This window comes from Bradyrhizobium sp. MI1.11 (assembly GCF_055811255.1).
Genome location: NZ_JBVVPM010000022.1, coordinates 63,057 through 88,628, shown reverse-complemented (window position 1 = coordinate 88,628; position 25,572 = coordinate 63,057). Strand labels below are relative to the sequence as shown.

At 63.8% G+C, this 25,572-nt stretch carries 27 protein-coding genes and 1 other RNA gene; 19 read left to right on the top strand and 9 right to left on the bottom strand.

Features of this window, described 5'->3' with window-relative positions; all coding sequences use genetic code 11:
• Nucleotides 1-89: 89 nt before the first annotated feature.
• From soxC to AC0L30_RS22200, 4 genes are read left to right on the top strand one after another with little or no spacing between them, the layout of a single operon-like run.
• Nucleotides 90-1,361: a sulfite dehydrogenase gene (gene soxC, locus AC0L30_RS22215; RefSeq protein ID WP_473405216.1), complete on the top strand. Its 1,272-nt coding sequence runs from the start codon at nucleotides 90-92 to the stop codon at nucleotides 1,359-1,361.
• Nucleotides 1,348-1,896 (top strand): c-type cytochrome, encoded by a 549-nt coding sequence (locus AC0L30_RS22210; protein WP_354170582.1) that lies wholly within the window; start codon nucleotides 1,348-1,350, stop codon nucleotides 1,894-1,896. The genes soxC and AC0L30_RS22210 overlap by 14 nt, the downstream gene beginning before the upstream one ends.
• Before the next feature lie 10 nt (nucleotides 1,897-1,906).
• Entirely contained in the window at nucleotides 1,907-2,377 is a 471-nt protein-coding gene (locus AC0L30_RS22205) for a DUF302 domain-containing protein (RefSeq protein ID WP_473405215.1), read from the top strand.
• A gap of 44 nt (nucleotides 2,378-2,421) precedes the next feature.
• Nucleotides 2,422-2,775 carry a hypothetical protein gene (locus tag AC0L30_RS22200; protein ID WP_219683467.1) on the top strand — a complete coding sequence of 118 codons (354 nt, stop codon included), beginning with the start codon at nucleotides 2,422-2,424 and terminating at the stop codon, nucleotides 2,773-2,775.
• A gap of 89 nt (nucleotides 2,776-2,864) precedes the next feature.
• On the opposite strand, the gene AC0L30_RS22195 is transcribed toward AC0L30_RS22200, so the two are convergent.
• Nucleotides 2,865-3,854, bottom strand: coding sequence for an alpha/beta fold hydrolase (locus AC0L30_RS22195; protein ID WP_473405214.1), 990 nt, complete (start codon nucleotides 3,852-3,854; stop codon nucleotides 2,865-2,867).
• Nucleotides 3,855-4,112: 258 nt separating this feature from the next.
• On the opposite strand from AC0L30_RS22195, the gene AC0L30_RS22190 reads away from it, so the two are divergent.
• A complete protein-coding gene (locus tag AC0L30_RS22190; protein WP_007600959.1) occupies nucleotides 4,113-4,727 on the top strand; it encodes a TetR/AcrR family transcriptional regulator in 615 nt (204 codons plus the stop codon).
• A 259-nt stretch (nucleotides 4,728-4,986) separates the two neighbouring features.
• Here AC0L30_RS22190 and feoB read toward each other — a convergent pair whose 3' ends face one another.
• The 7 genes from feoB to ssrA form a co-directional block, all read right to left on the bottom strand.
• A complete protein-coding gene (gene feoB / locus AC0L30_RS22185; RefSeq protein ID WP_473405213.1) occupies nucleotides 4,987-6,858 on the bottom strand; it encodes a ferrous iron transporter B in 1,872 nt (623 codons plus the stop codon).
• A gap of 20 nt (nucleotides 6,859-6,878) precedes the next feature.
• Entirely contained in the window at nucleotides 6,879-7,154 is a 276-nt protein-coding gene (locus tag AC0L30_RS22180; RefSeq protein WP_007600961.1) for a FeoA family protein, read from the bottom strand.
• Nucleotides 7,155-7,281: 127 nt separating this feature from the next.
• Entirely contained in the window at nucleotides 7,282-7,536 is a 255-nt protein-coding gene (locus AC0L30_RS22175) for a ribbon-helix-helix domain-containing protein (protein WP_007600962.1), read from the bottom strand.
• The gene (locus tag AC0L30_RS22170; RefSeq protein ID WP_354201282.1) at nucleotides 7,533-7,721 is read right to left on the bottom strand and encodes a DUF4169 family protein; all 189 of its coding nucleotides are present in this window, start codon (nucleotides 7,719-7,721) and stop codon (nucleotides 7,533-7,535) included. Before AC0L30_RS22170 ends, AC0L30_RS22175 begins: the two co-directional genes overlap by 4 nt.
• A 276-nt stretch (nucleotides 7,722-7,997) precedes the next feature.
• Entirely contained in the window at nucleotides 7,998-9,470 is a 1,473-nt protein-coding gene (gene fumC, locus AC0L30_RS22165) for a class II fumarate hydratase (RefSeq protein WP_219683513.1), read from the bottom strand.
• 87 nt (nucleotides 9,471-9,557) lie between these two features.
• Complete coding sequence (locus AC0L30_RS22160) at nucleotides 9,558-10,073, bottom strand: SspB family protein (protein ID WP_007600965.1); 516 nt, start codon at nucleotides 10,071-10,073, stop codon at nucleotides 9,558-9,560.
• Between the two features lie 114 nt (nucleotides 10,074-10,187).
• Nucleotides 10,188-10,553, bottom strand: a transfer-messenger RNA (tmRNA) gene (gene ssrA, locus AC0L30_RS22155).
• 84 nt (nucleotides 10,554-10,637) lie between these two features.
• Here ssrA and AC0L30_RS22150 point away from each other — a divergent pair.
• From AC0L30_RS22150 to AC0L30_RS22100, 11 genes are all read left to right on the top strand, one after another.
• Nucleotides 10,638-11,255, top strand: coding sequence for a chromate transporter (locus tag AC0L30_RS22150; RefSeq protein ID WP_007600970.1), 618 nt, complete (start codon nucleotides 10,638-10,640; stop codon nucleotides 11,253-11,255).
• Nucleotides 11,252-11,782 (top strand): chromate transporter, encoded by a 531-nt coding sequence (locus AC0L30_RS22145; RefSeq protein WP_007600971.1) that lies wholly within the window; start codon nucleotides 11,252-11,254, stop codon nucleotides 11,780-11,782. The genes AC0L30_RS22150 and AC0L30_RS22145 overlap by 4 nt, the downstream gene beginning before the upstream one ends.
• A gap of 95 nt (nucleotides 11,783-11,877) precedes the next feature.
• Nucleotides 11,878-12,639 (top strand): tripartite tricarboxylate transporter TctB family protein, encoded by a 762-nt coding sequence (locus AC0L30_RS22140; protein WP_007600972.1) that lies wholly within the window; start codon nucleotides 11,878-11,880, stop codon nucleotides 12,637-12,639.
• 7 nt (nucleotides 12,640-12,646) lie between these two features.
• Nucleotides 12,647-14,212: a tripartite tricarboxylate transporter permease gene (locus AC0L30_RS22135; RefSeq protein WP_007600973.1), complete on the top strand. Its 1,566-nt coding sequence runs from the start codon at nucleotides 12,647-12,649 to the stop codon at nucleotides 14,210-14,212.
• 222 nt (nucleotides 14,213-14,434) lie between these two features.
• Nucleotides 14,435-15,229 carry a thymidylate synthase gene (locus AC0L30_RS22130; protein WP_354170603.1) on the top strand — a complete coding sequence of 265 codons (795 nt, stop codon included), beginning with the start codon at nucleotides 14,435-14,437 and terminating at the stop codon, nucleotides 15,227-15,229.
• Between the two features lie 5 nt (nucleotides 15,230-15,234).
• Nucleotides 15,235-15,720, top strand: a complete 486-nt coding sequence (locus AC0L30_RS22125; protein WP_473405212.1) for a GNAT family N-acetyltransferase — start codon at nucleotides 15,235-15,237, stop codon at nucleotides 15,718-15,720.
• Entirely contained in the window at nucleotides 15,720-16,229 is a 510-nt protein-coding gene (locus AC0L30_RS22120) for a dihydrofolate reductase (RefSeq protein ID WP_354170607.1), read from the top strand. Before AC0L30_RS22125 ends, AC0L30_RS22120 begins: the two co-directional genes overlap by 1 nt.
• A gap of 153 nt (nucleotides 16,230-16,382) precedes the next feature.
• Nucleotides 16,383-17,519 carry an FtsH protease activity modulator HflK gene (gene hflK / locus AC0L30_RS22115; protein WP_007600977.1) on the top strand — a complete coding sequence of 379 codons (1,137 nt, stop codon included), beginning with the start codon at nucleotides 16,383-16,385 and terminating at the stop codon, nucleotides 17,517-17,519.
• Nucleotides 17,516-18,412, top strand: a complete 897-nt coding sequence (gene hflC / locus AC0L30_RS22110) for a protease modulator HflC (protein ID WP_007600978.1) — start codon at nucleotides 17,516-17,518, stop codon at nucleotides 18,410-18,412. The genes hflK and hflC overlap by 4 nt, the downstream gene beginning before the upstream one ends.
• A gap of 83 nt (nucleotides 18,413-18,495) precedes the next feature.
• Nucleotides 18,496-18,702 carry a DUF2065 domain-containing protein gene (locus AC0L30_RS22105; protein WP_007600979.1) on the top strand — a complete coding sequence of 69 codons (207 nt, stop codon included), beginning with the start codon at nucleotides 18,496-18,498 and terminating at the stop codon, nucleotides 18,700-18,702.
• 144 nt (nucleotides 18,703-18,846) lie between these two features.
• Nucleotides 18,847-20,343 carry a Do family serine endopeptidase gene (locus AC0L30_RS22100; RefSeq protein ID WP_007600980.1) on the top strand — a complete coding sequence of 499 codons (1,497 nt, stop codon included), beginning with the start codon at nucleotides 18,847-18,849 and terminating at the stop codon, nucleotides 20,341-20,343.
• Between the two features lie 102 nt (nucleotides 20,344-20,445).
• Here AC0L30_RS22100 and serB read toward each other — a convergent pair whose 3' ends face one another.
• A complete protein-coding gene (gene serB, locus AC0L30_RS22095) occupies nucleotides 20,446-21,387 on the bottom strand; it encodes a phosphoserine phosphatase SerB (protein WP_473405211.1) in 942 nt (313 codons plus the stop codon).
• Between the two features lie 11 nt (nucleotides 21,388-21,398).
• On the opposite strand from serB, the gene miaA reads away from it, so the two are divergent.
• The 3 genes from miaA to AC0L30_RS22080 all read left to right on the top strand — a co-directional run.
• A complete protein-coding gene (gene miaA, locus AC0L30_RS22090; protein ID WP_473405210.1) occupies nucleotides 21,399-22,355 on the top strand; it encodes a tRNA (adenosine(37)-N6)-dimethylallyltransferase MiaA in 957 nt (318 codons plus the stop codon).
• A 330-nt stretch (nucleotides 22,356-22,685) separates the two neighbouring features.
• Nucleotides 22,686-24,461: an acetolactate synthase 3 large subunit gene (locus tag AC0L30_RS22085; protein WP_007600983.1), complete on the top strand. Its 1,776-nt coding sequence runs from the start codon at nucleotides 22,686-22,688 to the stop codon at nucleotides 24,459-24,461.
• Between the two features lie 153 nt (nucleotides 24,462-24,614).
• On the top strand, nucleotides 24,615-25,572 hold a 958-nt coding region (locus AC0L30_RS22080), incomplete at its 3' end, for a threonine dehydratase (protein ID WP_473405209.1).

Here is a 25,572-nt window from a genome sequence, read left to right as displayed (position 1 = left end):
CTAACGGGCAATTTCGGCGGCATTCGGTCAATGTTCCCATGGAAAAGCGGTGGAATTTCCAAATCAGCACGAAGGTCGACGGAGATTGCATGACGTCCAAAACGCAAATCGAATCACCGCCACGGCCCGCGAGCGTCTCGCGTCGTGGTTTTGTGGGAGGCCTGTCGGCGGGCGTTCTGGGGGCGGTTGCGACCGAAGCGGCGGTGGCGCAAACGCTGGCCGAAATCCCTGATCGCGGGCCCGGCGCCGATCTCGGTGCGCACAGCGAACGATCGCGCTTCGTCAAGATCGATCGCATTCCCGAGGCAGGACCTGGCAAGCGCAACGTCGACCCCAGTGATGCCATCAATTCCAAGACGCCGCATCAGAAGCTGGTGGGCAACATCACGCCAACCGATCTGCATTACGAGCGCAGCCATTCCGGGGTGCCGGACATCGATCCCGCGCAGCACCGTCTGCTCATCCATGGCCTGGTTCGGAAGCCGCTGGTGTTCAGCGTCGACGATCTCAAGCGGATGCCGTCGGTTACGCGCGTGGTCTTCATCGAATGCACTGGAAACGGATGGGAAAACTGGAAGAAGGCGGACCCTGATCTGACGGTGCAGAACACGCACGGCCTCGTCAGCACCAATGAGTGGACCGGCGTTCCGCTGAAGTTCCTGATTGGTCTCTCGGGCAAGGAGAAGAACTCGAACTGGATGCTCGCCGAGGGAGGCGATGGCGCGGGCGTCGACCGCAGCATTCCGCTGACCGACGAAATCGTGAACGAGGCCTTTGTCGCCTACGGTCAGAACGGCGAACCACTGCGCCCCGCGCATGGATTTCCAATGCGGCTGGTGATGCCGGGCTTCGAGGGCAATCTCAACATCAAATGGCTGCGCCGTCTCAAGTTCGGCACTGAGCCCTGGATGACCCGCTGGGAAACGGCGCGCTACACGCAGCTGCTGGCCAACGGCACGGCCCGCCAGTTTCAGCTGAGGATGGAAACCAACTCCGTCATCACGCAGCCCTCGGGCACGATGCAGATCCAGCCCGGCTACAACATAATCTCCGGTCTCGCCTGGAGCGGCCATGGCAAGATCGCCAAGGTCGAGATATCGACCGACGGCGCGAAAATTTGGAAACAGGCGCAGCTGAATCAGCCGGTGCTCTCCAAAGCCCAGGTTCGATTCCAGATGGACTGGGTCTGGGACGGCAAGCCGACACGGATCGTGAGCCGCTCGACCGACGAGCAAGGTAATGTTCAGCCGGACCGGCAGTCCTTCATCGCCGCGATGGGGAGCAATGCGCTGTTCCACTACAACGCCCAGCAGACCTGGAGCATCGACGAGGCCGGGAGGGTGCGCAATGTCCTCGCATGACAATGGGCTTGTCGCAGCGGCTCTCACGCTCAGCCTGCTCGCGCCGCCCGCATTTGCATTCGATTTCGGCCGTCCCGCCACTCCGGAGGAGATCAAGCCATGGGACATCGACGTCGCACCCGATGGCAAGGGTCTGCCTGTCGGCAGCGGGACGGTTGCGCAGGGTAAGCAGGTCTTCGCCGACAATTGCGCGGCCTGTCATGGCGACAACGGCCAGGGCGGGATCAAGGATCGTCTGGCCGGTGGGCAGGGCACACTCGCCTCCAGCGCGCCGGTCAAGACCGTCGGCAGCTTCTGGCCCTATGCGACGACCTTGTACGACTACATTCACCGCGCGATGCCATATCCCACACCGGGTTCGCTCAGCACCGACGACACCTATGCCGTCACCGCCTACATCCTGAGTCTGAACGGCATCGTTCCCCCCGACGGCAAGGTCGACAAGGACAGCTTGCCGAAGATCAAGATGCCCAACCGCGACGGCTTCATTCCGGATCCGCAATTCGATCCGGCAAAACTATTCCGCAACAAATGAGCGTGTGATCATGAGAGTTTCGGCGCTGCTCAAGATCCTTGTTCTGGTTGCTGCGACATGTTTATGGGAGACCCAAGCAATGGCCGTCGACGGACTCATCACGATCAGGAGCAGTTTCGGGCCTGAAGAGACGATGAAGCGGCTGGAAGCGGAAGTGACGGCCAAGGGCCTCACAATATTCGCCCATGTCGATCATGCCACCGGCGCCGCCGCTGCCGGCCTGCCGTTGCGCCCGACCAATCTCATCATCTTCGGGAACGCCAGGGGTGGTACGCCATTGATGCAGCAGTCGCAGACCAGCGGCATCGATCTGCCGCTGAAGGCGCTGGTCTGGCAGGACGAGCAAGGCGCGACCTGGTTGTCCTACAACGATCCGGCGTATATCGCCGGGCGTCACGGCATCGGCGAGCTGGCCAAGGCTGCAATTGTCGCCATGACGGCGGCCCTGCACGCGATCGCGACCAAGGTCACCGCACCCTAGCGTGACGGGATGGCCGCGCGACGCATCGCCATGGGGAGAGATCCATGAACAGCACAGACGGGCAACCGGAATCACCCGCTCCCGGAGACGGCAAGATCGCCAGATGGCTGGTCATAGCGGTGTTATGCGCCTTCCTCGTCGGTGCCGGCGCGCTCGGCTATCTCGGCTGGTTCAGCACGACGACGGAGGTGCCAGCATCGGGTTATGTCGCACTGGTGCTCGGTGTCGTGTTTTCGCTGGTCGTGGGCATCGGCTTGATGGCGCTGGTGTTCTACAGCAGCCGCAAGGGTTACGACGAACCGGCGGTGCTGATTCAGGAACCGGAGAGCGATTCGGACGAAGAAGGCGTCAGTTCGGGCTCCAGTACACCGAGCGAACGCACCGAGAGAGTACGCTGAGCCGGATGCTCGCATCGGGATGCAATGCGACGACGCCGGCCAGGTGATCTTCACGAAGCCCCTCGGCGCTTAGCCTCGCAAGACCGGGCTCAGCTTCCTGAGTCTTTCAACCAGGAGGCAATCGTCTGATTGAGGTAATCCGGCACTTCATGCTGAATGAAGTGGCCAACGCCAGGCACGATTTTGACCGTGAGATTGTCGGGATTTTCAATCCATGACTTTTCCAGATCGATCGTGCTTAGCAAAGCGTGGCTCTCCTCGATTCCGTGCACGTGCAAGACCGGGCATTTGATCACGGCACCGGTGAGTTTCTTCATGGTTGGATCGAAAAGATTGAGCACAAGCTGAGAAAACGTGTAGTTGGCTTTGTAATAATTCATCATGGACGAGATGGAAGATTTCGCGAAAGCCTCGACGTATCGACTCTTCACCTGTGGGTTGACGACCCAGTATGCCAATTCCTGCGCCGTCAAATTGTCGCCTTTGCCTTTAGCGAAGAACCGGGTAGCGTAAGCGCTGGCCTTGGCCTGCGCGATAGGGTGGTTCCAAGGGAGCAATTCCCTCGTGATGGCGCCGGGATGAGGAACGCTGAGGACGACAAGTCTTTCGATCAGATCCGGATTTTGCCCGGTGAACAGCCACGACAAAGCGGCGCCCCAGTCGTGCCCGATCAGGATGGCCTTGCGACCATTTGCCTCTGCATTGATCACGGCGCGGATGTCATCAAGGAGAACCGGAAACTTATAGTTCTCGACGCCGTCTGGCCGATCGCTCAAATCGTACCCGCGCAGATCAAGTGCGACCACCTGATGATTTGCTGAAAATGCCTGGAGCTGATTTCGCCAGGAATACCAGAAGTCGGGAAATCCGTGCACGAACACCATCAGCGGTTTTTGATTGGATCCCATGGTGACGTAGTGGATCCTCGTTCCCGCATTCTCCGCATATCTGTGCAGAAGGTTCGGATCCTTATCGATATCAGCGGCAGGCTCACTCGAAGCGGCAGGCATTTTATTGTGCCAGATGGCATCGCTTGAAGTCTCTCCGGAAACGACGCGAGTGGACATCGCAGTGAACATGGCAGCTCCTAAAAGCATCATCACGCAGGATCTAGAGGCCATCTCAGTGATCCCGTTCGCTGGAGCAGTTGCCGAAACTGAAGTGGCTCGAACTCATGAGTATTTCCTGCGCAGCAATCCGGGAGAGTGTCGTGCCCTCGCATGCAACTTCTGGAGGTCGATTTGAGAGCGGTGGTACAACGGACATATTTACTATGGTGATCGCCATAGTATGGCGATCACCATAGCGGTGTCAAGCCAGGCGTGTTACGTTGAAGGATGCCCCGTAAGACTGACGCCCGCGCTCGCGCGATTGCCACTGCCGAGCGACTGTTTCGCATCCAAGGCTACACTGCGACGGGATTGAACCAGATCATCGAAGAAAGCGGCTCGCCCAAAGGATCGTTCTATTTTCATTTTCCGCGCGGTAAGGCACAGCTCGCAGAAGAAGCAATCGATCGCTACGTTGCGAGTAGAATTGCTGTGTTGCGGGCTATCTCGGCGAATACGACCGGTGATGCCCTGAGTTTCGTTCGTCAGATTTTCGGCGCGTTCGCGGCCGAAATGGTCGCCTCTGATTTCCAGTATGGATGTCTCATGCAAAATCTGGCGAACGAGCTTCCTGCACTCGACGCTGATCTGACCAAACGAGTCGCGCGCGGATTTGCTGATTCAACCGAGATCGTTGTGGAGCATTTCAGGGGGTGCGGTTTCACTTCCGCGCGCGCTTCTTCGACCGCTTCCGCGTTGGTCGCTGCCGTCGAAGGCGCACGTACGATCGCCCGCCTGGAACGGACAGCGGCTATATTCGACGCGCTGGCGGATGTGAGTGTTCAGGGGTGGGCGGCCCCCGAGGGGCGACCCGCGGTCAGCTCTCGGCGGAGCGGACGGTAGCTGCAACGGCGGACTTCCTTGCCGCTGCGCACTATGCCGGCCCATCTTGCCGCCACGGAACGTCGCGCCAATTCTCCGACGATACCATCATGCGCCTGTTTTGCCCGACGGTGCAACCGCCGAACAGCCGGTCGCGCGGATTGTGCGGGCTCTATCCGGCTACGGTCCGACGATTTTCACACACGCGTAACCCATTGATCTCACAGCATCCGTCTACTGTGCATGGGGTTGTTTTCGCGCTTTTTATTTTCGGGAGGGGCTATCCCGCCCCGAACGCGACTGCGACATTGTAGGTCAGAAGGCTCGCGGCATAGGCCAGCACCAGCATGTAGAAGAAGGTCACGGCCATCCAGGTCCAGCTTCCGGTCTCGCGCCGGATCACGGCGAGCGTGGATGCGCATTGCGGGGCGAAGATGTACCAGGCCAGCATCGACAGCGCGGTCGCAAGCGACCATTTCGTCGCCAGCACCTGGCCGATCTGCTCGGCCGCTTCCTTGCCGCCTTCGATCGCATAGACGGTGCCGAGCGCTGCGACCGCGACCTCGCGCGCCGCCATGCCGGGGATCAGCGCGACCGCGATCTGCCAATTGAAGCCGACCGGCGCCAGCAGCGGCGCGAGCGCCTTGCCGATGATCGCGGCCAGGCTGAAGTCGATCGCCGGCTCGGTGGCGCCCGCGGGCGGCTGCGGGAACGAGGCCAGGAACCAGATCAGCACCATCATCGAGAAGATCGTGGTGCCGGCGCGGTGCAGGAACATCTTGGCCCGCGTGTAGACGCCGATCGCGATCGATTTCAGCCGCGGCATCTTGTAGTCCGGCAGCTCCAGCATGAACGGCGCCGGCGCATAGTCGCGCAGCATGAAGAACTTGATCAGGAACGAGACGGCAAGCGCGCTGATGATGCCGGCAGCGTAGAGACCGAACATCACGAGGCCCTGGAGGTTGATGAAGCCCCAGACGTCTCTGGCCGGAATGAAGGCGGAGATGATCAGCGTGTAGACCGGAATGCGCGCCGAGCAGGTCATCAGCGGCGCGATCAGGATCGTGGTCAGCCGGTCGCGCTTGTTGTCGATCACGCGGGTCGCCATGATGCCGGGGATGGCGCAGGCAAAGCTCGACAGCAGCGGGATGAAGGCGCGGCCGTGCAGGCCGGCGCCACCCATGATGCGGTCCATCAGGAACGCGGCGCGCGCCATGTAGCCGAAATCTTCCAGCAGCAGGATGAACAGGAAGATGATGATGATCTGCGGCAGGAACACGATGACGCTGCCGACGCCCGATATCACGCCGTTCTGCAGGAAGCTCTGCAGCAGGCCGGCGGGCAGGGTCGCATGCACGAACTCGCCGAGCGCGTCGAAGCCGGAATTGAGCAGCTCCATCAGCGGCTGGGCCCAGGCGAACACCGCCTGGAACATCACGAACAGGATCGCCGCGAGCACGATCAGCCCGCCGACGGGATGCAGCACGATCGCGTCGATCCGCGCGGTCCAGGTGTCGGGCCTGCTGGGCAGGCTGACGCAGTCTGCGATGATGCGGTCGGCTTCGCGCTGGGTGGCGCGCAAATCGGCCACGCTGAGCGCCCGCCAATTGTTCTCTCCCGGCTCGGCCGCGAGCTTTGCCGAAATCTCGTCGGTCAGCGACAGCAGGTCGGCGGTGCCGCCCTTGCGCACCGCGATCGAGGTGACCACGGGCACGCCGAGCTCCTTGGCGAGCCGCTCGACGTCGACAGTGATGCCGCGGCGGGTCGCGATGTCGAACATGTTGAGCACGAGGATCATCGGCCGGCCGGTGCGCTTGAGCTCCAGCAGCAGCCGAATGGTCAGGCGCAGATTGGTGGAATCGGCCACGCACAGCACCAGGTCGGGCACGATCTCGCCGGTGGCTTTGCCGAGCACGAAGTCGCGGGTGATCTCCTCGTCCGGGCTGCGGCCGCGCAGCGAATAGGTGCCGGGCAGGTCGACCACGGAGACCTGGCGTCCCATGGGCGTGACGAAGAAGCCTTCCTTGCGTTCGACGGTGACGCCGGGATAGTTCGCGACCTTCTGCCGGCTGCCGGTCAGCGCATTGAACAGCGAGGTCTTGCCGCTGTTTGGCGTGCCGACCAGGGCGAGATGAAGTAGGGGCAATTCCATGGAATTAGGGTCCGGTCGCTTCAGGCGACGATGATGGCCATGGCTTCGCGACGGCGGACCGCGATGGTGATGCTGTCGACCCGCACGGCGATCGGGTCGCGCCCGACCAGCCCCTCGTGCAGGACCTCGACCCGGGCGCCCTCGACGAAGCCGAGCTCGATCAGCCGGCTCTCGAGCTCGATGTCCGAGAGCGCCGAACCTGCGTCCTTCGGGGAAAGGTGCTGGATGACGCCGGTATAGCCGCGCTGGGCCAGGCCCAGCGGCATCTGCGGACGTGTATCATGGATGTCGGTCATGCCCTGTATTTTCAACGCAGGGCATCGAGGTCAAGCGCGCTCGGTCGCTGAAACTGCACCTTAGAGTGATTTTAAAGTATCAGCTTCGTGACGGAGGCGATTGGCACCAAGCTCGGCACCAAGTCGGCTACTGGGCCGGGACCTTTTCCGCCTGGATGGCGGCCATGGCGCGGCTCTTGAAGTAGTCGAGCACGAACAGGCGGATCGCCGAGGACAGATTGCCCTGCTGGCGGTTGCCGTCGATCTCGCCGACCAGCTCGGACAGCGTCATGTTGCGCAGGCCCGAGATCTCCTTCATGCCGTTCCAGAACGCCTCTTCCAGGCTGACGCTGGTCTTGTGGCCGGCGACGACGATCGACCGTTTCACGACGGGCGACTTCATGGCTGCTCCTCGCGATCGATCCGGTGCTGGTCCAGGTGCGCCTTCGCCTGGTCCGCGCGCGTCTCCTCCGCCGACCGCTCCGCCTTCGTGCGGCCGAACTTCGTTCGGTTGGCGTCCGCCTGCTTCGCCGTGGCTTGCCGCTCGGCGCGCTTCCGGAAACGATTCAGGTTGATGACGTTCGCCATGTCGCGTCTCCATCATCCGATCCTCCGTGGGCAGGATGAAACATTCAGAAACTGTGCGCCGCACTGCGCCCAATGAGACTTGATCGCCATTCGCTTGTCCTCGTCAATCGACCCTTGGGCCATCAAACGATGAATTCCGCCCCGTGGGGACGGAGGGGCTGCGTAACACGCAATCCCGCCGCGACATTGACGGTAATCAAATCCCGTCCTTTAAGCCCTACATTTAATGGAGCTTGGGGCTCCGTATCATTACGGATGGCTATCGGAATTCGGAATTTATCCCGGGCTGGTCATCTTCTCGGGGCGCACCAGGCGGTCGAACTCCTCCGCCGAGACGAAGCCGAGCCGCAGCGCCTCTTCCTTCAGCGTGGTGCCGTTGGCATGTGCCGTCTTGGCCACCTTGGCCGCGTTGTCGTAGCCGATCTTGGGGGCAAGCGCCGTCACCAGCATCAGCGAACGCTGCATCAGTTCCTTGATGCGCTTCTCGTCGGCGCGGATGCCGCTGACGCAATGCTCGGTGAAGGAGCGTGCGGCGTCCGCCATCAGCCGGATCGAGTGCAGCATGTTGTAGGCCAGCACGGGCTTGTAGACGTTGAGTTCGAAATGGCCCTGGCTGCCGGCCACCGTGATCGCGGTGTGATTGCCGAACACCTGGCAGCACACCATGGTCATCGCCTCGCACTGCGTCGGATTGACCTTGCCCGGCATGATCGAGGAGCCCGGCTCGTTCTCCGGCAGCATCAGTTCGCCGAGGCCCGAACGCGGACCCGATCCGAGCAGGCGGATGTCGTTGGCGATCTTGAACAGTCCTGTCGCGACCGAATTGATGGCGCCGTGCGCCAGCACATAGGCGTCGTTCGAGGCCAGCGCCTCGAATTTGTTGGCGGCGCTGGTGAAGGGCAGCTTGGTAATCCCGGCAACGTGCTTTGCGAAAAGTTTTGCAAAGCGCGGCTTCGAATTGAGGCCGGTGCCGACGGCGGTGCCGCCCTGCGCCAGCGGATAGAGCTCCTTCACGGCGACCTTGAGCCGGGCGATGCCGCTTTCGACCTGCGCGGCATAGCCGGAAAATTCCTGGCCGAGCGTCAGCGGCGTCGCGTCCTGGGTGTGGGTGCGGCCGATCTTGACGATCTTTGCGAACTCCTTCTCCTTCTTGCGCAGCGCGCGCAGCAATTCGCCGAGGGCAGGGACGAGATCGGCGGTGATGCGGCTTGCCGCCGCGATATGCATCGCGGTCGGGAACGAGTCGTTCGACGACTGGCTCATGTTGACGTGATCGTTGGGATGCACCGGCTTCTTGGTGCCGAGCTCGCCGCCGAGCATCTCATTGGCGCGGTTGGCGATGACCTCGTTGAGATTCATGTTGCTCTGGGTGCCCGAGCCGGTCTGCCACACCACCAGCGGAAAATGATCGTCCAGCTTGCCCTCGATCACCTCGCGCGCGGCGCGGATAACGGCGTTGGCGCGGCGCTGGTCGAGCAGGCCGAGCTCCTGGTTGGACTGCGCCGCGGCGAGCTTGACGATGCCGAGCGCATGCACGAGCGAGATCGGCATGCGATCGGTGCCGATCCGGAAATTCTGGCGCGAGCGTTCGGTCTGCGCCCCCCAATAGCGATCGGCGAGGACCTCGATGGGGCCGAAGCTGTCGGTCTCGGTTCGGGTCGCCGGGCGCGAGGCGCGATCGGTCTTCGAACGGGAAGTCTTCGAGAGGGAAGTCTTCGAGGAGGAAGTTTTGGCCATGAGCACATCCATTCCGCCGCGCGAAATGCCGCGCGGCCTCTTCATGCGCCTCTATATAGGGAGTTTGGCCGCCTGCGACGGGCGCCAGTCCGATCTAGATCATTTCTTGCGGAAACGATCCAATCGCACGACTTCGGCGCCGCCCTGGTTCGGGGCCGCCGGCTCTTCCGTGCCTTCCGCAGGTTCAGTGGCAGGGGGCACCGCGACCGCGGACGGGGCGGGAGCGGCCGGCAATGTCTCGGCCGAGACGTCGGCGACATCGGAAGTCTCGAACTGGAGGCCGAATTTCACGGACGGATCAAGGAAGCTCTTGATGGCGCTGAACGGCACGATCAGCCGCTCCGGAATGCCGCCAAAGGACAGGCCGACCTCGAAGCGGTCCTCGAGCACGGTCAGATCCCAGAACTGGTGCTGCAGGATGATCGTCATCTCTTCCGGATATTGCGCCAGCAGCCGCGACGACAGCTTCACGCCCTCGGCCTTCGACACGAAGGTGATGAAGAAATGGTGCTCGCCGGGCAGTCCCTGGGACGCGGCGTCGGTCAGCACCTTGCGCAACACGCCGCGCAGCGCGTCGCGGGCCAGCACATCGTATCGGATATGATCGGTCGCCATGGTGGTCCTGTTGCATTCCAGGAGCTGGGCCCTGCCGGCCCGACTCGCCAAGCCGCAATAGTACCGCGCCTGACGGGTCAGCAGGAGTCCCCGCGGGGTAGGAAATAAGAGGTAAGTGGAGGCTTCTGTTGCCAGGTGCCTCCGAACCCCGCCTAACGGAGCTTAACCCGTTAGGACTTCAGAATGGTCTTTCAAACTGCGTTACGCAGCCTGAGCAACCGGAGCAAAGTTGTCGTTGGCAACTATTGCATAGCCCGATAACGGCGGAACAATACCGGGAAAAAGAACGCCCTTTACGCCCTCGTCGATCCTATTTCGCCCCCGCCAAAGCCCGCCTCAGGGCTAGCCCGCTGGTGGGCTTTGGTGGAGGCGCCGGGTACCGCCCCCGGGTCCGAATGGTTTATTGCGACGACCGTTTATTTCCATAGCCGGCGAACCGGCACTCCCAATATAGGGGGCAAACGTTTCAAATAACAGGTGTTTCGAGCGATCATTCCGGGGTTCCCTTTGGATAGGTTCCCGCCAGGCTTGGCCGCGCGCCGGCCGGCGTTCTAAGCTCCTGACATGTCCGAGGATTCCGCACCGGCCGCCCAACAACCAGTTCAAGAGCCGGACGGTCTGGCCACCAGCGCCGTTCCGCCGGGCTTGCTCGCGCTGTTCCTCGCCTTCGCCCGGATGTCGCTGGCAGGTTTCGGCGGGGTTTTGGTATTCGCCCGGCAGGCCATCGTCGAACAGCACCGCTGGATGACGGCGGACGAGTTCAACGAGACGTTCGCGCTCTGCCATTTCCTGCCCGGGCCCAACATCGTCAATCTGTCGATGGTGTTCGGCGCGCGGCTGCGCGGAATCGCCGGCGGCATTGCCGCCTTTGCAGGGCTGTTGCTCCCGCCCACGCTGATCATGACGGTGCTCGCGATCATCTACGCCCGGTTCGGCGATGTGGACGTGCTGCGCCGCAGCCTCGCGGGCATCTCCTGTGCGGCCGTCGGCCTCTTGATCGCGGTGGTCTTCCGGATGATGACGCCGCTGCTCAAGCGGCTGGACGTCGTCGCGCTCATCCTGATGCTAGGCGTATTCCTCGCCATCGGCGTCCTTCGCCTGCCGCTCCAGGCTGTGCTTTTGGTTGCGATCCCCGTCAGCGTCGGCGCCATTTTCCTGATGCGGCGGAAGGTAGCAGCATGAACGCGGAGAACCCGATCTGGGCGCTGATCTCGACCTTTGGTCTGATGTCGCTGTTCGCGGTCGGCGGCGCCGCGGCGGCCGTGCCCGAGATGCACCGCATCGCGGTCGAGGTGCATCACTGGATGACCGACAAGCAGTTCGCCGACGCCTATGCGATCGCGCAGCTCTCACCAGGTCCGAACGTCCTTATCGTCACGTTAATCGGCTATGCCGTCGCCGGCATCCCCGGCGCCCTGGCGGCGACCTTGGCCATGTGCCTGCCCACCGCGCTGCTTGCCTATTATGTCAGCCGGCTCCTCAATCGGCCGAGCCAATCGCGCTGGCCCGGGCTGATCCAGGCTGCACTGGTTCCGCTCTCGATAGGCTTGATGGCGGCGAGCGCCCTGATCCTCGCCGAGTCGACCGATCGCACGCTTGCTGCGCTGCTTCTGACCGCGACGGTTGCAGTGGTCGCATCCGTCTCGCGCATCAATCCACTATGGATTTTGCTGGTCGGGGGCTTGTTGGGTTTTGCTGGCATTGTGTAGTGAAAATGGCTAGGCAGGGATCCGGGCGGGGGCATCGATTTCCAGCCGATTAGAACAACAGTGCTCGTGGCTTACGGGTCGCGGAGGAGACATGCATGGCCGATACGATGGGCCACTCGGCGACAGCCAACCGAAACACCTCGGTGGTGATCAGCTTTTGTCTGCTGGCCATAGCGCCGCAGATTTTCGAATTCATCTGGTCGTTCGGGACGATCTTTGGCTGGGGCGCCGGACGCGGCCCGGCTGCCGTGGTGACCAGCCACGCTACGGCGCTGCTCGCGGGTGCGCCCGGCGCGTTGCTCGGGGCGGTCGGCGGTGACACCAAGAAGGCGTCCTCCGATGTGCTGCTGGCGCTGATCTATTCCTATCCGATCTTTGCGGTGGCGATTCTCACGTTCTTCATGACGATCAGGTCGGCGCAGGACTATGTCGGCGGGATCGTGTTGATGGCGCTCGCCTTGTTCGCACTGTGGGCCTCCAGCGATTTGCAGGGGATGCGCGGCTTCTCCTTCGGCGCCGGCACGGCGCCGCGGATGTTTGGCGGGCTGCTCGTCGCACTTGGCGCCGGCATCGCGTTGACGGGACTGCTGACCGACGGGCCGGGCATGGCGCACTATGCCTGGCGTGGGCCCCTCTTTGTGATGATCTCGATCGTCTTCTTCGCGCTGGCGATTCGTCCGCTTGGGGTGGTGGTTACGGCATTCGCAAGCTTCCTGATCGCGGCGATGGGCACGCATGAAACGCGCTGGCTCGAAGCGATCATCGTCGGCGCCTGCCTGACGCTCGGCTGCGCGCTGCTTTTCCCCTACGTGCTCGGGCTGCCGATGCCGATGTTCCCGCGCTTCCTGGTTCAGTGAGGGTGTGATGTTCGATCTCTTCCACAATCTGGGCCTCGGTTTCGGTGTGGTGTTTCAGATCTCGTGGTGGTCACCCTGGTGGCTCTACGGTCTGTCGCTGCCGATCTCGATCAATATTCTCATGTGCCTGATTGGCGCATTGGTCGGCACGCTGGTTGGCGTGCTGCCCGGTATCGGCACCGTCGCAACCGTGGCGATGCTCCTGCCGATCACGTTCGGATTGCCGCCGGTCGGCGCGCTGATCATGCTCGCCGGCATCTATTACGGCGCCCAGTACGGCGGCTCGACCACCTCGATCCTGGTCAATATTCCCGGTGAGGCGACGTCGGTCGTCACCGCCATCGACGGCCATCAGATGGCAAAGCAGGGCCGTGCCGGCCCGGCGCTGGCGATCGCGGCGATCGGCTCGTTCTTCGCCGGCTGCGTCGCGACCGTGCTCATTGCCGTTCTCGGTGCGCCGCTGACCAAGCTCGCGCTGGCGTTCGGCCCGGCCGAATATTTCTCGCTGATGGTGCTGGGCCTGATCTTCGCGGTGGTGCTGGCCAAGGGGTCGGTGCTGAAGGCGATCGCGATGATCGTGTTCGGCCTGATGCTGTCGATGGTCGGCTCTGACATCGAGACCGGCGCCTCGCGCATGGCGTTCAACATTCCGGAGCTTGCCGATGGTCTCGGCTTTGCGACGGTGGCGATGGGCGTGTTTGGCTTCGCCGAGATCATCCGCAACCTCGACGCCGGCGCCGAGATGAACCGCGACCTCGTGCAGCAGAAGATCACCGGCCTGATGCCGACCAGGAAGGACCTGATCGACTCGGCACCTGCGATCCTGCGCGGCACCGTGCTCGGCTCGATCCTCGGCATCCTGCCGGGCGGCGGCGCCGTCATCGCGTCCTTTGCGTCCTACACGCTCGAGAAGAAGATCGCCAAGAACCCGTCGCGGTTCGGCCGCGGTGCGATCGAGGGCGTGGCGGCGCCGGAAAGCGCCAACAATGCCGCGGCGCAGACCTCCTTCATCCCGCTGCTGACACTCGGCATCCCGCCCAACGCCGTGATGGCGCTGATGGTGGGCGCGATGACCATCCACGGCATCGTACCGGGTCCGCAGGTGATGCAGAAGCAGCCGGAACTGGTCTGGGGCATGATCGCCTCGATGTGGATCGGCAATCTGATGCTGATCATCATCAACCTGCCGCTGGTTGGAATCTGGGTGCGGCTGTTGCGCGTTCCCTACCGGCTGATGTTCCCCTCGATCGTGATCTTCTGCGCGATCGGCATCTACTCGGTGAATAACGCGCCGGTCGACGTCATCCTCGCAGGCGTGTTCGGTCTGGTCGGCTACTGGCTGATCAAGCACGATTTCGAGCCGGCGCCGCTGCTGCTCGGCATGGTGCTCGGACCGCTGATGGAAGAGAACCTGCGCCGCGCGCTGCTGATCTCGCGCGGCGACTGGAGCGTGTTCCTGACGCGTCCGCTGTCGGCCGTGCTGCTCGCGATCGCCGCTTTCCTCCTGGTGCTCACGGTGCTGCCCGCGTTGCGTGCCAAGCGCGACGAGGTATTCACGGAATCCGAAAACTAAGGGCGCCGCGCCTGCGTCGGCGCGTCGTGCCTCGAACCCAGCCGGCAAGTTGGCCAGCAGGATCAATCTGATAGACGAGGGGCGGAATGCTGAGTTCCGCCCCTTGTCGTTTGCACCGGGAACGCTCACTTTTCCGGGTATAATGCGTATCGATGGCGAATCGCCGCTGTCGCAGCGCGGGGGCGGCCGCTAAATTCGCCGCCTCCCCAAAGGCTCACGCACATGCACCAGTATCAGGACCTGCTCGAGCGGATTCTTTCAGACGGCGCCGAAAAGACCGACCGGACCGGCACCGGCACGCTGTCGGTGTTCGGCCATCAGATGCGCTTCAACCTGTCTGCCGGTTTTCCGATGCTGACCACCAAGCGCCTGCCGCTGAAGGCGATCGTGCATGAGCTATTGTGGTTCCTGAAGGGCGATACCAACATCAAATATCTGCGCGACAACGGTGTCACCATCTGGGACGAGTGGGCCGACGCCAATGGCGATCTCGGCCCCGTCTACGGCCATCAGTGGCGCTCCTGGCCCGCGCCGGACGGACGCAGCATCGATCAGATCGCGAACGTGATCGACATGATCAAGCGCAATCCGGACTCGCGCCGCCTGATCGTCTCGGCCTGGAATCCGGCCGAGGTCGACAAGATGGCGCTGCCGCCGTGCCACTGCCTGTTCCAGTTCTACGTCGCCAACGGCAAGCTGTCGTGCCAGCTCTATCAGCGCTCGGCCGACGTGTTCCTCGGCGTGCCCTTCAACATCGCCTCCTATGCGCTGCTCACCCTGATGGTGGCGCAGGTCACGGGCCTGAAGGCCGGCGACTTCGTGCACTCATTCGGTGACACTCATCTCTATTCCAACCATCTGGAGCAGGCGAAGCTCCAGCTCACGCGCGCGCCGCGCGCGCTGCCGGTGATGCGGATCAATCCCGAGGTGAAGGATATCTTCTCCTTCCGTTACGAGGACTTTGAGCTCGTCGGCTACGACCCGCATCCGCACATCAAGGCCGCGGTCGCGGTCTGACGCCGATGTCGCTCAACATCCGCCCTGTGCGTCCCGGCGAAGCCGGGCTGGTTCTTGCTTTCATCCGCGAGCTCGCCGAGTACGAAAAGCTTTCGCACGAGGTCGAGGCGACCGAGGCTGACATCGCCGACGCACTGTTCGGGGAGCGACCGCAACTCCATTGCGCCCTCGCCGAGTGGAACGGCGAGCCGGTCGGCTTCGCGGTGTGGTTTGCGAATTTCTCGACGTTCAGCGGCCGCCACGGCATCTATCTCGAAGATTTGTATGTGCGGCCGTCACACCGGGGCAGGGGCCTCGGCAAGGCTCTGCTCGTGCACCTTGCCAGGGAATGCGTCGAGAACGGCTGGTCGCGGCTGCAATGGGCGGTGCTCGACTGGAACGCGCCGTCGATCGCGTTCTACAAGTCGCTCGGTGCCATCATGCTGGAGGACTGGACGCTGTGCCGCGTCACCGGTCCGGCGCTGACACGGCTTGCCGGGAGCGCGACCTGATGGAGATCGTCTTCGTCGTCGCCATCGCGGAGAACGGCGTCATCGGCGCCGGCAACGCGATGCCGTGGCGAATGAAATCCGACATGGCGCGCTTCAAGGCGCTCACGATCGGCAAGCCCGTGATCATGGGCCGCAGGACCTTCGAATCCCTGCCCCGGCCGCTTCCGGGCCGCACCAATATCGTCGTCACGCGCGATGCGGAGTATCGCGCCACCGGCGCCATCGTCACGACATCGACTGCCGAGGCAGACGCCATCGCGCGCGGCGATGCCCTGCGGCGTTCGGTCACCGAGATCGCCGTGATTGGCGGTGCCGAAATCTATCGGCAATGGCTCGATCGCGCCGATCGCCTCGAAATCACCGAAGTGCATGCCCGCCCCGAAGGCGACACGCATTTCGACATCGACAGGGCAGAGTGGGACGAGGTCGAGCGCATCCGTCATCCTGCCGGACCCCACGACAGCGCCGACTACTCCTATGTGACATATCGTCGGCGGGCGGGCCATTAACCGCATTTGCCAATGTTAACATTGACTTTTCTGCCCCCAAGCTTAGCTCGGAGGGCGGCGAGGGCTGCGTTGTAAGGGACCTGCCTGTCCCCTATAAAGCCGGACCGGACAAAGCGGGCGGGGGCAATTTCACCCTGCCGAGGAGAGCGTCGAATGCCGTGGAAGAATCAGGGCGGTGGCCCATGGGGCTCGGGTCCGAAGGGACCATGGGGCAACGGCCCGCAACCGGTCGGGCCAAGGCCGCCGGATCTGGAAGACCTTCTGCGGCGCGGCCAGGATCGCCTCCAGCAGATCATGCCGGGCGGCTATTTCTCCGGCATCGGCATCACGCTGATCGTGCTGCTCATCGTCGCGTTTTGGCTGCTGTCGGGCTTCTTCCGGGTGCAGTCCGAAGAGCTCGGCGTCGTGCTGCGCTTCGGCAAGCATGTCCGCACCGTGGAGCCCGGCCTGAACTATCACCTGCCGTATCCGATCGAGACCGTGCTGCTGCCAAAGGCATTGCGCGTTTCTACCATTTCCATCGGCATGACGCTGATCGACGATCCGGCGCGGCGCGGCCGTTCCATTCGTGACGTGCCGGAAGAGAGCCTGATGCTGACCGGCGACGAGAACATCGTCGACGTCGACTTCACCGTGCTCTGGCGCATCAAGCCCAATGGCGTCGGCGATTTCCTCTTCAACATCCAGAACCCCGAAGGCACCGTGAAGGCGGTCGCCGAGAGCGCGATGCGTGAGGTGATCGGCCGCTCGCAGATCCAGCCGATCCTGACCGGCGCGCGCAACGTCACCGAACAGGGCGTGCAGGAACTGATCCAGAAGACCCTGGACAGCTACGGCGCCGGCATTCAGATCAGCCAGGTGCAGATGCAGAAGGTCGACCCGCCGGCGCAGGTGATCGACGCCTTCCGCGACGTCCAGGCGGCGCGCGCCAACCTCGAGCAGCTGCAGAACGAGGCGCAGACCTACGCCAACCAGGTCGTGCCGCAGGCACGCGGACGTGCGGCGCAGATCATGCAGGCCGCCGAAGGCTACAGGGAGCAGACGGTCGCCGAGGCCAAGGGCCAGAGCTCGCGCTTCCTGAAGGTTTACGAGGAATACAAGAAGGCGCCCGACGTGACGCGTGAACGGATTTATCTGGAGACGATGGAGCGCGTGCTCGGCGGCTCGGAAAAGCTCATCTATGACGGCGGCCAGTCGGGCCAGGGCGTCGTGCCTTATCTGCCGCTCAGCGAATTGACGGCCAAGCGGCCGCCTGCAACCGGCCAGCAGACGACCGGAGGCAACCGATGAGATCTCCGGTCACAGGCATTGTCACGCTGCTCGGCCTCCTGCTCGTCGTGATCGTGGGCTACATGTCCCTGTTCACGGTGGCGCAGACCGAGCAGACCATCGTGCTGCAATTCGGCAAGCCCGTCGACGTCGTCACCGATCCCGGCCTGCACTTCAAGGCACCGTGGAATTCGGTGATCAACATCGACAAGCGCATCCTCGATCTGGAGAACCCGTCGCAGGAAGCGATCGCGTCCGACCAGAAGCGGCTCGTGGTCGACGCCTTTGCGCGTTACCGCATCAAGGACGCGCTCCGCTTCTATCAGAGCATCGGCTCGATCCAGGCCGCCAACATCCAGCTCACCACGCTCTTGAACGCGGCGCTGCGCCGCGTTCTCGGCGAGGTGACCTTCATCAACGTGGTCCGGGACGACCGCGAGAAGCTGATGCAGCGCATCCGCGATCAGCTCGATCATGAGGCCGACGGCTACGGCATCCAGGTCGTCGACGTCCGGATCCGCCGTGCCGATCTGCCCGAGCAGAACAGCCAGGCGGTCTATCAGCGCATGAAGACGGAACGCGAGCGCGAAGCCGCCGAGTTCCGCGCGCAGGGCGGCCAGAAGGCACAGGAGATCCGCTCCAAGGCCGACCGCGAGGCGACCGTGATCGAGGCAGATGCAAGGTCGCTGGCCGAGCAGACGCGCGGCGTCGGCGATGCCGAGCGCAACCGTCTGTTCGCCGAAGCCTACGGCAAGGATGCGGATTTCTTCTCCTTCTACCGCTCGATGACGGCCTATGAGAACGGGCTGCGCGCGAACGACACTCGCTTCCTGCTGCGCCCGGACTCGGATTTCTTCCGGTTCTTTGGTAACCCGTCCGGCAAGACGGCGACCACGACGCCAGCGAAGCCGTAAGTGAGACAAGGGCGGCAAGTCGGGCCTCAGGTCTGGCCGCCCCTCGTCCAGACAAGAACAGCACAACGGGAGGTTCCAATCCGATGAGGTCCATTGCGTTCACCGACTTCCTCATCGGTTTGGGCATCCTGTTCGTGCTGGAAGGCTTGATGTTCGCGGCAAGCCCGGCCTGGATGCGCAAGGCCATGAAAAGCGCGATGGCCACACCGGACAATGTCCTGCGAGCGGTCGGCATTGGTTCGGCCGTGGCCGGCTTGGTCCTGATCTGGGTTATGCGACGGCCAATTTAGCCGTCGCACCAACGCCAAAGTGAAGGCGAGGGACCGGTTTTCGCCTTATTGTCCGGGTCTTGAGGCCCGTTAAGGTCCGCGCTTGCGCCGTCCCCCCGTTCGAGCGCAGTCTTGACGCCGAATCCTTGCTTCCTGGAGATCACAATGACCGCTGCCACCATTGCCCCGACCCGTTTGCGCTTAGGGCTGGCCGCGCTCGCCGTTGGCGCTTTCAGCGCATTCGGCACACCGGCCTCTGCGCGCGGACCGGACGGCATCGCCGACGTCGCCGAGAAGGTGATCGACGCGGTCGTCAACATCTCGACCTCGCAAACCGTCGAAGCCAAGGGCGGCGGCGGCAATGCCATGCCGCAACTGCCGCCCGGCTCGCCCTTCGAGGAGTTCTTCGACGACTTCTTCAAGAATCGCAAGGGTCCCGGCGGCGGCAGCAAGGGCGGAGAGAATAGCCCGGCGCCGCGCAAGACCAACTCGCTCGGAAGCGGCTTCATCATCGACACGTCAGGCGTCGTCGTCACCAACAACCACGTCATCGCGGACGCCGACGAGATCAACGTCATCCTCAACGACGGGACCAAGATCAAGGCCGACCTGGTCGGCGTCGACAAGAAGACCGACCTTGCCGTGCTGAAGTTCAAGCCGCCGAAGCCGCTGGTGTCGGTGAAGTTCGGCGATTCCGACAAGCTGCGCCTCGGCGACTGGGTCGTCGCGATCGGCAATCCTTTCAGCCTCGGCGGCACCGTGACGGCCGGTATTGTTTCGGCGAAGAACCGTGACATCTCGTCAGGTCCGTACGACAGCTACATTCAGACCGACGCCTCCATCAACCGCGGCAATTCCGGCGGTCCGCTGTTCAACCTCGATGGCGACGTCATCGGCGTCAACACATTGATCATCTCGCCCTCCGGCGGCTCGATCGGCATCGGCTTCGCCGTACCGTCGAAGACGGTCGCGGGTGTGGTCGACCAGCTCCGCCAGTTCGGCGAGTTGCGCCGCGGCTGGCTGGGCGTGCGCATCCAGAGCGTTACCGACGAGATCGCCGAGAGCCTCAACATCAAGCCGCCGCGCGGCGCGCTGGTTGCCGGCGTCGACGACAAGGGCCCGGCCAAGCCGGCCGGCATCGAGCCCGGCGACGTCGTCGTCAAGTTTGACGGCAAGGACGTCAAGGACCCGAAGGATCTGTCTCGCGTGGTCGCCGACACGGCGGTCGGCAAGGAGGTCGACGTCGTCATCATCCGCAAGAGTCAGGAGGAGACCAAGAAGGTCACGCTCGGCAGGTTGCAGGATCCCGACAAGGTGCAGGCCGCAGTGAAGACCGACGAGCCTCCGCCTGAAAAGACCGTGACGCAGAAGGCGCTCGGCCTCGATCTCGCGGCGCTGAGCAAGGACCTGCGTGCGCGCTACAAGATCAAGGACAGCGTCAAGGGTGTGGTCGTCACCAATGTCGACGCCAATTCGGACGCCGCCGAGAAGCGCCTCTCCGCCGGCGACGTCATCGTCGAGGTGGCGCAGGAGGGCGTCTCCAGCGGCGCCGACATCCAGAAGCGGGTCGACCAGCTCAAGAAGGACGGCAAGAAGTCGGTGCTGCTGCTGGTGTCGAACGCCGACGGCGAGCTGCGCTTCGTGGCGTTGAGCGTGCAGTAAGGGGCATGAGTCGCCACACATTCACTGTCATGCTCCGCGAAAGCGGGGCATCCAGTACGCCGCGGCCTTTCCGTATCCTCGCCCTGTCTCTGGAATACTGGATCACCCGCTTTCGCGGGTGATGACAGCGGAGAGGAGGCTACGCCTCACGAACTCCTCGCGCCGATACCCCTGCGCATACAGCAGCGCGGTGAGATCGCCATGATCGATCCGGGCTGCCGCAGCCGCGGCCACCGCAGGCTTGGCATGATACGCCACGCCCAGCCCAGCCGCCTGGATCATCGCGAGATCATTGGCGCCGTCGCCGACCGCCAGCGAGTCGACGTCGTCGAGATCGAACGACTCCATCAGATCCACCAGCGTCGCGAGCTTTGCCGCGCGCCCCAAAATCGGCTCCTTCACCTCGCCGGTGAACTTGCCGTCGCGGACGACGAGCTCGTTGGCGCGGTTCTCCTGGAAACCGATCCTGGTGGCGACCGCACTGGTGAACAGTGTGAAACCGCCGGAGACGAGACAGGCATAGGCGCCATGGGCGCGCATGGTCGCGACCAATTCGCGGCCACCCGGCGTCAGCGTAATGCGCTTGGCCAGCACCTCGTCGACGGCACTGGCGGGGAGGTCTTTGAGCAGCGCGACGCGCTCGCGCAGCGCCGGCTCGAACTCGACCTCGCCGCGCATCGCACGCTCGGTGATGGCTGCCACATGGGCCTTCACCCCGACGCAATCGGCGAGCTCGTCGATGCATTCCTGGCCGATCATGGTGGAATCCATGTCGGCGAGAAAAAGCTTCTTGCGCCGGAAGCCGACTGGTTGCACCACGATATCAATCGGTAGGTCGCCGCGAAGCTCGCGGAGCCGCTGTTCGATGGCGTGACGGTCGCCTTCGAGGTTACTGTCGGCGCCGAAGGGGATGTCGACTGCCACCCCGTCGAACAGCCAGTGCGCGGGAGCTGCCTGAGGCAGCACGGCGCGGGCTCCGTCGACGATGGTCGAGTCGAGCGCGGGGTTATTCGGGTTGCAGATCAGCGTGGCAACGAGGGACATTTGAGGTTTTCGTGAGCGAGGGGCAAGTCGGCAGAGGGCATGTTGGCAAGGCCGTGCTTATCGCAGGCCCGACCGCCAGCGGCAAGTCGGCGCTCGCGATCGAGCTTGCGCTCGCTGCGAACGGGGTCGTGATCAATGCCGATTCCATGCAGGTCTACCGCGACCTCCGCATCATCACCGCGCGCCCCACCCTAGGCGACGAGGCGCAGGTGCCTCATCGCCTGTACGGCCATGTCGATGCGGCCGTGAATTTTTCGGCCGGAGCCTGGGTGAGTGACGCGGCGAGGGCGCTTGAAGAGGCGCAAGCCGAAGGCCGCCTGCCGATCTTCATCGGCGGCACCGGGCTGTATTTCAAGGCGCTGACGGCGGGCCTTTCCGTGGTGCCGCCAATCCCCGCCGAGGTGCGCGAGGACGTCCGGGCGCGGCTGGAGCGGAACGGCGTCGAGGCGATGCACGCGGAACTCGCAGCCGCCGATCCCAAGGCAGCCGAGCGATTGAACCTGCGTGACCGCACGCGCATTGCGCGCGCGCTCGAAGTGGTCGAAGCCACCGGCCGTTCGCTGCTGGACTGGCACCATGAGGGGCAGCCGCCGCTCTTGCCCAAGGACAGTTTTCGCGCTGTGTTCCTCGCGCCCGAGCGCGACGACCTCTATGCGCGCATCGACGCCCGCTTTGATGTCATGTTGGAGGCCGGCGCTCTGGAGGAGGTCGAGCGTCTCGCCGCCCGAGACCTCGATCCGCTGCTGCCGGCGATGAAGGCTCACGGCGTGCCGGCCCTGGTCCGGCATCTGCGTGGTGAGCTCAGCCTGGAGCAGGCGGCCACCATCGGCCGCGCCGACACCCGGCACTACGCCAAGCGGCAGTTCACCTGGTTTCGGCACCAATTGCCCGAATTCGAGTGGGTGAAGCCGGAGGGGGGGCGGGGCTGGCTGGCGGCGGCGGTGAACGCGGCCCGGGACCCCGGTTGACACGCTTTTGTGCCTCGGTCGCCGAATTTACCTCTCGCCCAACCCCGGGAACACCGCTACACTGCCAAAATCGCGCGGGAACGGCCGCATTGCCTTGACATCGGGGCCCCGGCCGCTATGTTTCGCGCAACCTTTGGGAAGCCGAGCCGCCGCCATGCGTAACATTATTACCAAACTCCTTATCGCCGTCGTACCCAGGCACACCGCCGGGGGTGGCTAGCTGCCATCCACATGACAGGCGGTGTGCATGGGCCCTCTTCGGGGCCTTTTTTATTTCCGAAAACCCGACACGAACGAAGCCGCTGACAACAGCGCATCCGGAGCAAGCCAATGAGCGACAAGAGCCACGATCCGAACCAGATGACCGGCGCCGCAATGATCGTCCGCGCGCTCATCGATCATGGCGTGACCGACATTTTCGGCTATCCCGGCGGCGCGGTGCTTCCGATCTACGACGAGATCTTCCAGCAGAGCGAAGTCCAGCACATCCTGGTCCGCCACGAGCAGGGGGCGGGCCACGCCGCCGAGGGCTATGCGCGTTCGACCGGCAGGCCGGGCGTTGCACTGGTGACCTCCGGCCCCGGCGCCACCAACATGGTGACGCCGCTCACCGACGCGCTGATGGACTCGATCCCGCTGGTCTGCATCTCCGGCCAAGTGCCGACGCATCTGATCGGCAACGACGCGTTCCAGGAATGCGACACGGTCGGCATCACGCGCCCCTGCACCAAACACAACTGGCTGGTGCGCGACGTCAACGATCTCGCAAAGGTGCTGCACGAGGCGTTTTACGTTGCGACCACGGGTCGGCCGGGCCCGGTGCTCGTCGACGTGCCCAAGGACGTGCAGTTCGCGACCGGCACCTATCATCCGCCGCGCAAGTCCGACGTGCATCGCTCCTACGCGCCGCGCGTGAAGGGCGATGCGACGCAGATCCGCAAGGCCGTGGCGCTGCTCGCAGGCGCCAAGCGCCCCGTGATCTACAGCGGCGGCGGCGTGATCAATTCCGGTCCCGAGGCCACCAGGCTGCTGCGCGAGCTGGTCGAGGTCACCGGCTTTCCGATCACCTCCACGCTGATGGGCCTCGGCGCATATCCCGCGTCGGGCAAGAGCTGGCTCGGCATGCTCGGCATGCACGGCACCTACGAAGCCAACATGACCATGCATGATTGTGACGTCATGCTGTGCGTCGGTGCGCGCTTCGACGACCGCATCACCGGCCGCGTCGATGCGTTCTCGCCGGGCTCGAAGAAGATCCACATCGATATCGACCCGTCCTCGATCAACAAGAACATCCGCGTCGACGTGCCGATCATCGGCGACTGCGGCAACATCCTCGGCGACATTCTCCAGGTGTTCAAGGCGGAGGCGAAGAAGCCCGACATCAAGGCCTGGTGGCAGCAGATCGCGCAGTGGCGCGCCCGCAACTCGCTCTATTACAGGAAGAGCAACGACGTCATCCTGCCGCAACACGCGATCCAGAGCCTGTTCGAGGCGACGCGCGGCAGGGACACCTACATCACCACCGAGGTCGGCCAGCATCAGATGTGGGCCGCGCAGTTCTACGGCTTTGAGGAGCCGCATCGCTGGATGACCTCGGGCGGTCTCGGCACCATGGGCTACGGCTTGCCGGCCGCGGTCGGCGTGCAGGTTGCCCATCCCGACAGTCTCGTCATCGACATCGCGGGCGATGCCTCGGTGCAGATGACGATGCAGGAGATGTCGACGGCGGTGCAGTACGAGCTGCCGATCAAGATCTTCATCCTGAACAACCAGTACATGGGCATGGTGCGGCAGTGGCAGCAGCTGCTCCATGGCAACCGCCTGTCGCATTCCTACTCGGAGGCGATGCCGGACTTTGTCAAGCTCGCGGAAGCCTATGGCGGGGTCGGCATCCAGGTGCACAAACCCGGCGATCTCGACGGCGCCATCCAGGAGATGATCTCGGTCAAGCGCCCGGTGCTGTTCGACTGCCGCGTCGCGTCGCTGGAAAATTGTTTCCCGATGATCCCCTCCGGCAAGGCGCACAACGAGATGCTGTTGCCGGAGCAGGCGAACGACGAAGCCACCGCAAAGGCGTTCGCCGGCGGCAAGGCGCTGGTGTGAGCGTGATCGTCACAAATTCCGCTGTCATCGCCCGGCTTGACCGGGCGATCCAGTACGCCGCGGCCTCTCGATCGCTCTCGGGGCCTCTGGAATACTGGATCCCCGCCTTCGCGGGGATGACAGTCGCGAGAGATGGATTGATGAGAAGGTGAAATGTTCGACCTGAACGAGCTCGAACGCGCACATGCGATCGTGGGGCAGGCGGTGCCGGCAACGCCGGCGCACGCCTGGCCGCTGCTCGCCGAGCGGCTCGGCACGCAGGTCCTCGTCAAGCACGAGAATCACACGCCGACAGGCGCCTTCAAGGTGCGCGGCGGGTTGGTCTATCTCGATCGGCTGAAGCGCGAACGGCCGAACATTCCGGGCATCATCTCGGCGACGCGCGGCAATCATGGTCAGAGCCTCGCTTTTGCGGCGAGCCGCCATGGCGTGCCTGCCGTGATCTATGTGCCGCGCGGCAATTCGGTCGAGAAGAACCGCGCGATGAAGGCGTTTGGCGCAGAGCTCGTTGAACATGGCGAGGACTTTCAGGCCGCACGCGAGGAGGCCGGGCGCCACGCGCAGTTCGCCGGACTGCACATGGTGCCGTCGTTCCATACGGACCTGGTGCTGGGCGTGGCGACCTATGCGCTCGAAATGCTCCGGGCCGCGCCCGATCTCGACGTCCTCTATGTGCCGATCGGGCAGGGCTCGGGGATCTGCGGCTGCATCATGGCGCGCGATCTGCTCGGCCTGAAGACCGAGATCGTCGGCGTGCAGTCGACCGAGGCGCCGTCCTACGCGCTGTCGTTCGCGGCGGGCCACGTCGTGACGACCGAGACCAGCAACACGCTCGCGGACGGCATGGCGACGCGGATTCCCGATCCGGAAGCGCTCGCGGTCATCCTCAAGGGCGCCTCGCGTATCGTCCAGGTGATGGACGATGAGATCGCGCTCGCGATCCATGCGCTCTGGACCGATACGCATAATCTCGCCGAAGGCGCCGGCGCCGCCCCGCGCGCCGCGGCGCGTGGGGGAAATGCAAGTCTGTCGGGGAAGCGCGGCGGGGGCGGGGGGTGCGGGGGCGATATAGATTTGGGTGTGTTGCGCGGGGGGGGGGGGGCGGGTGCGC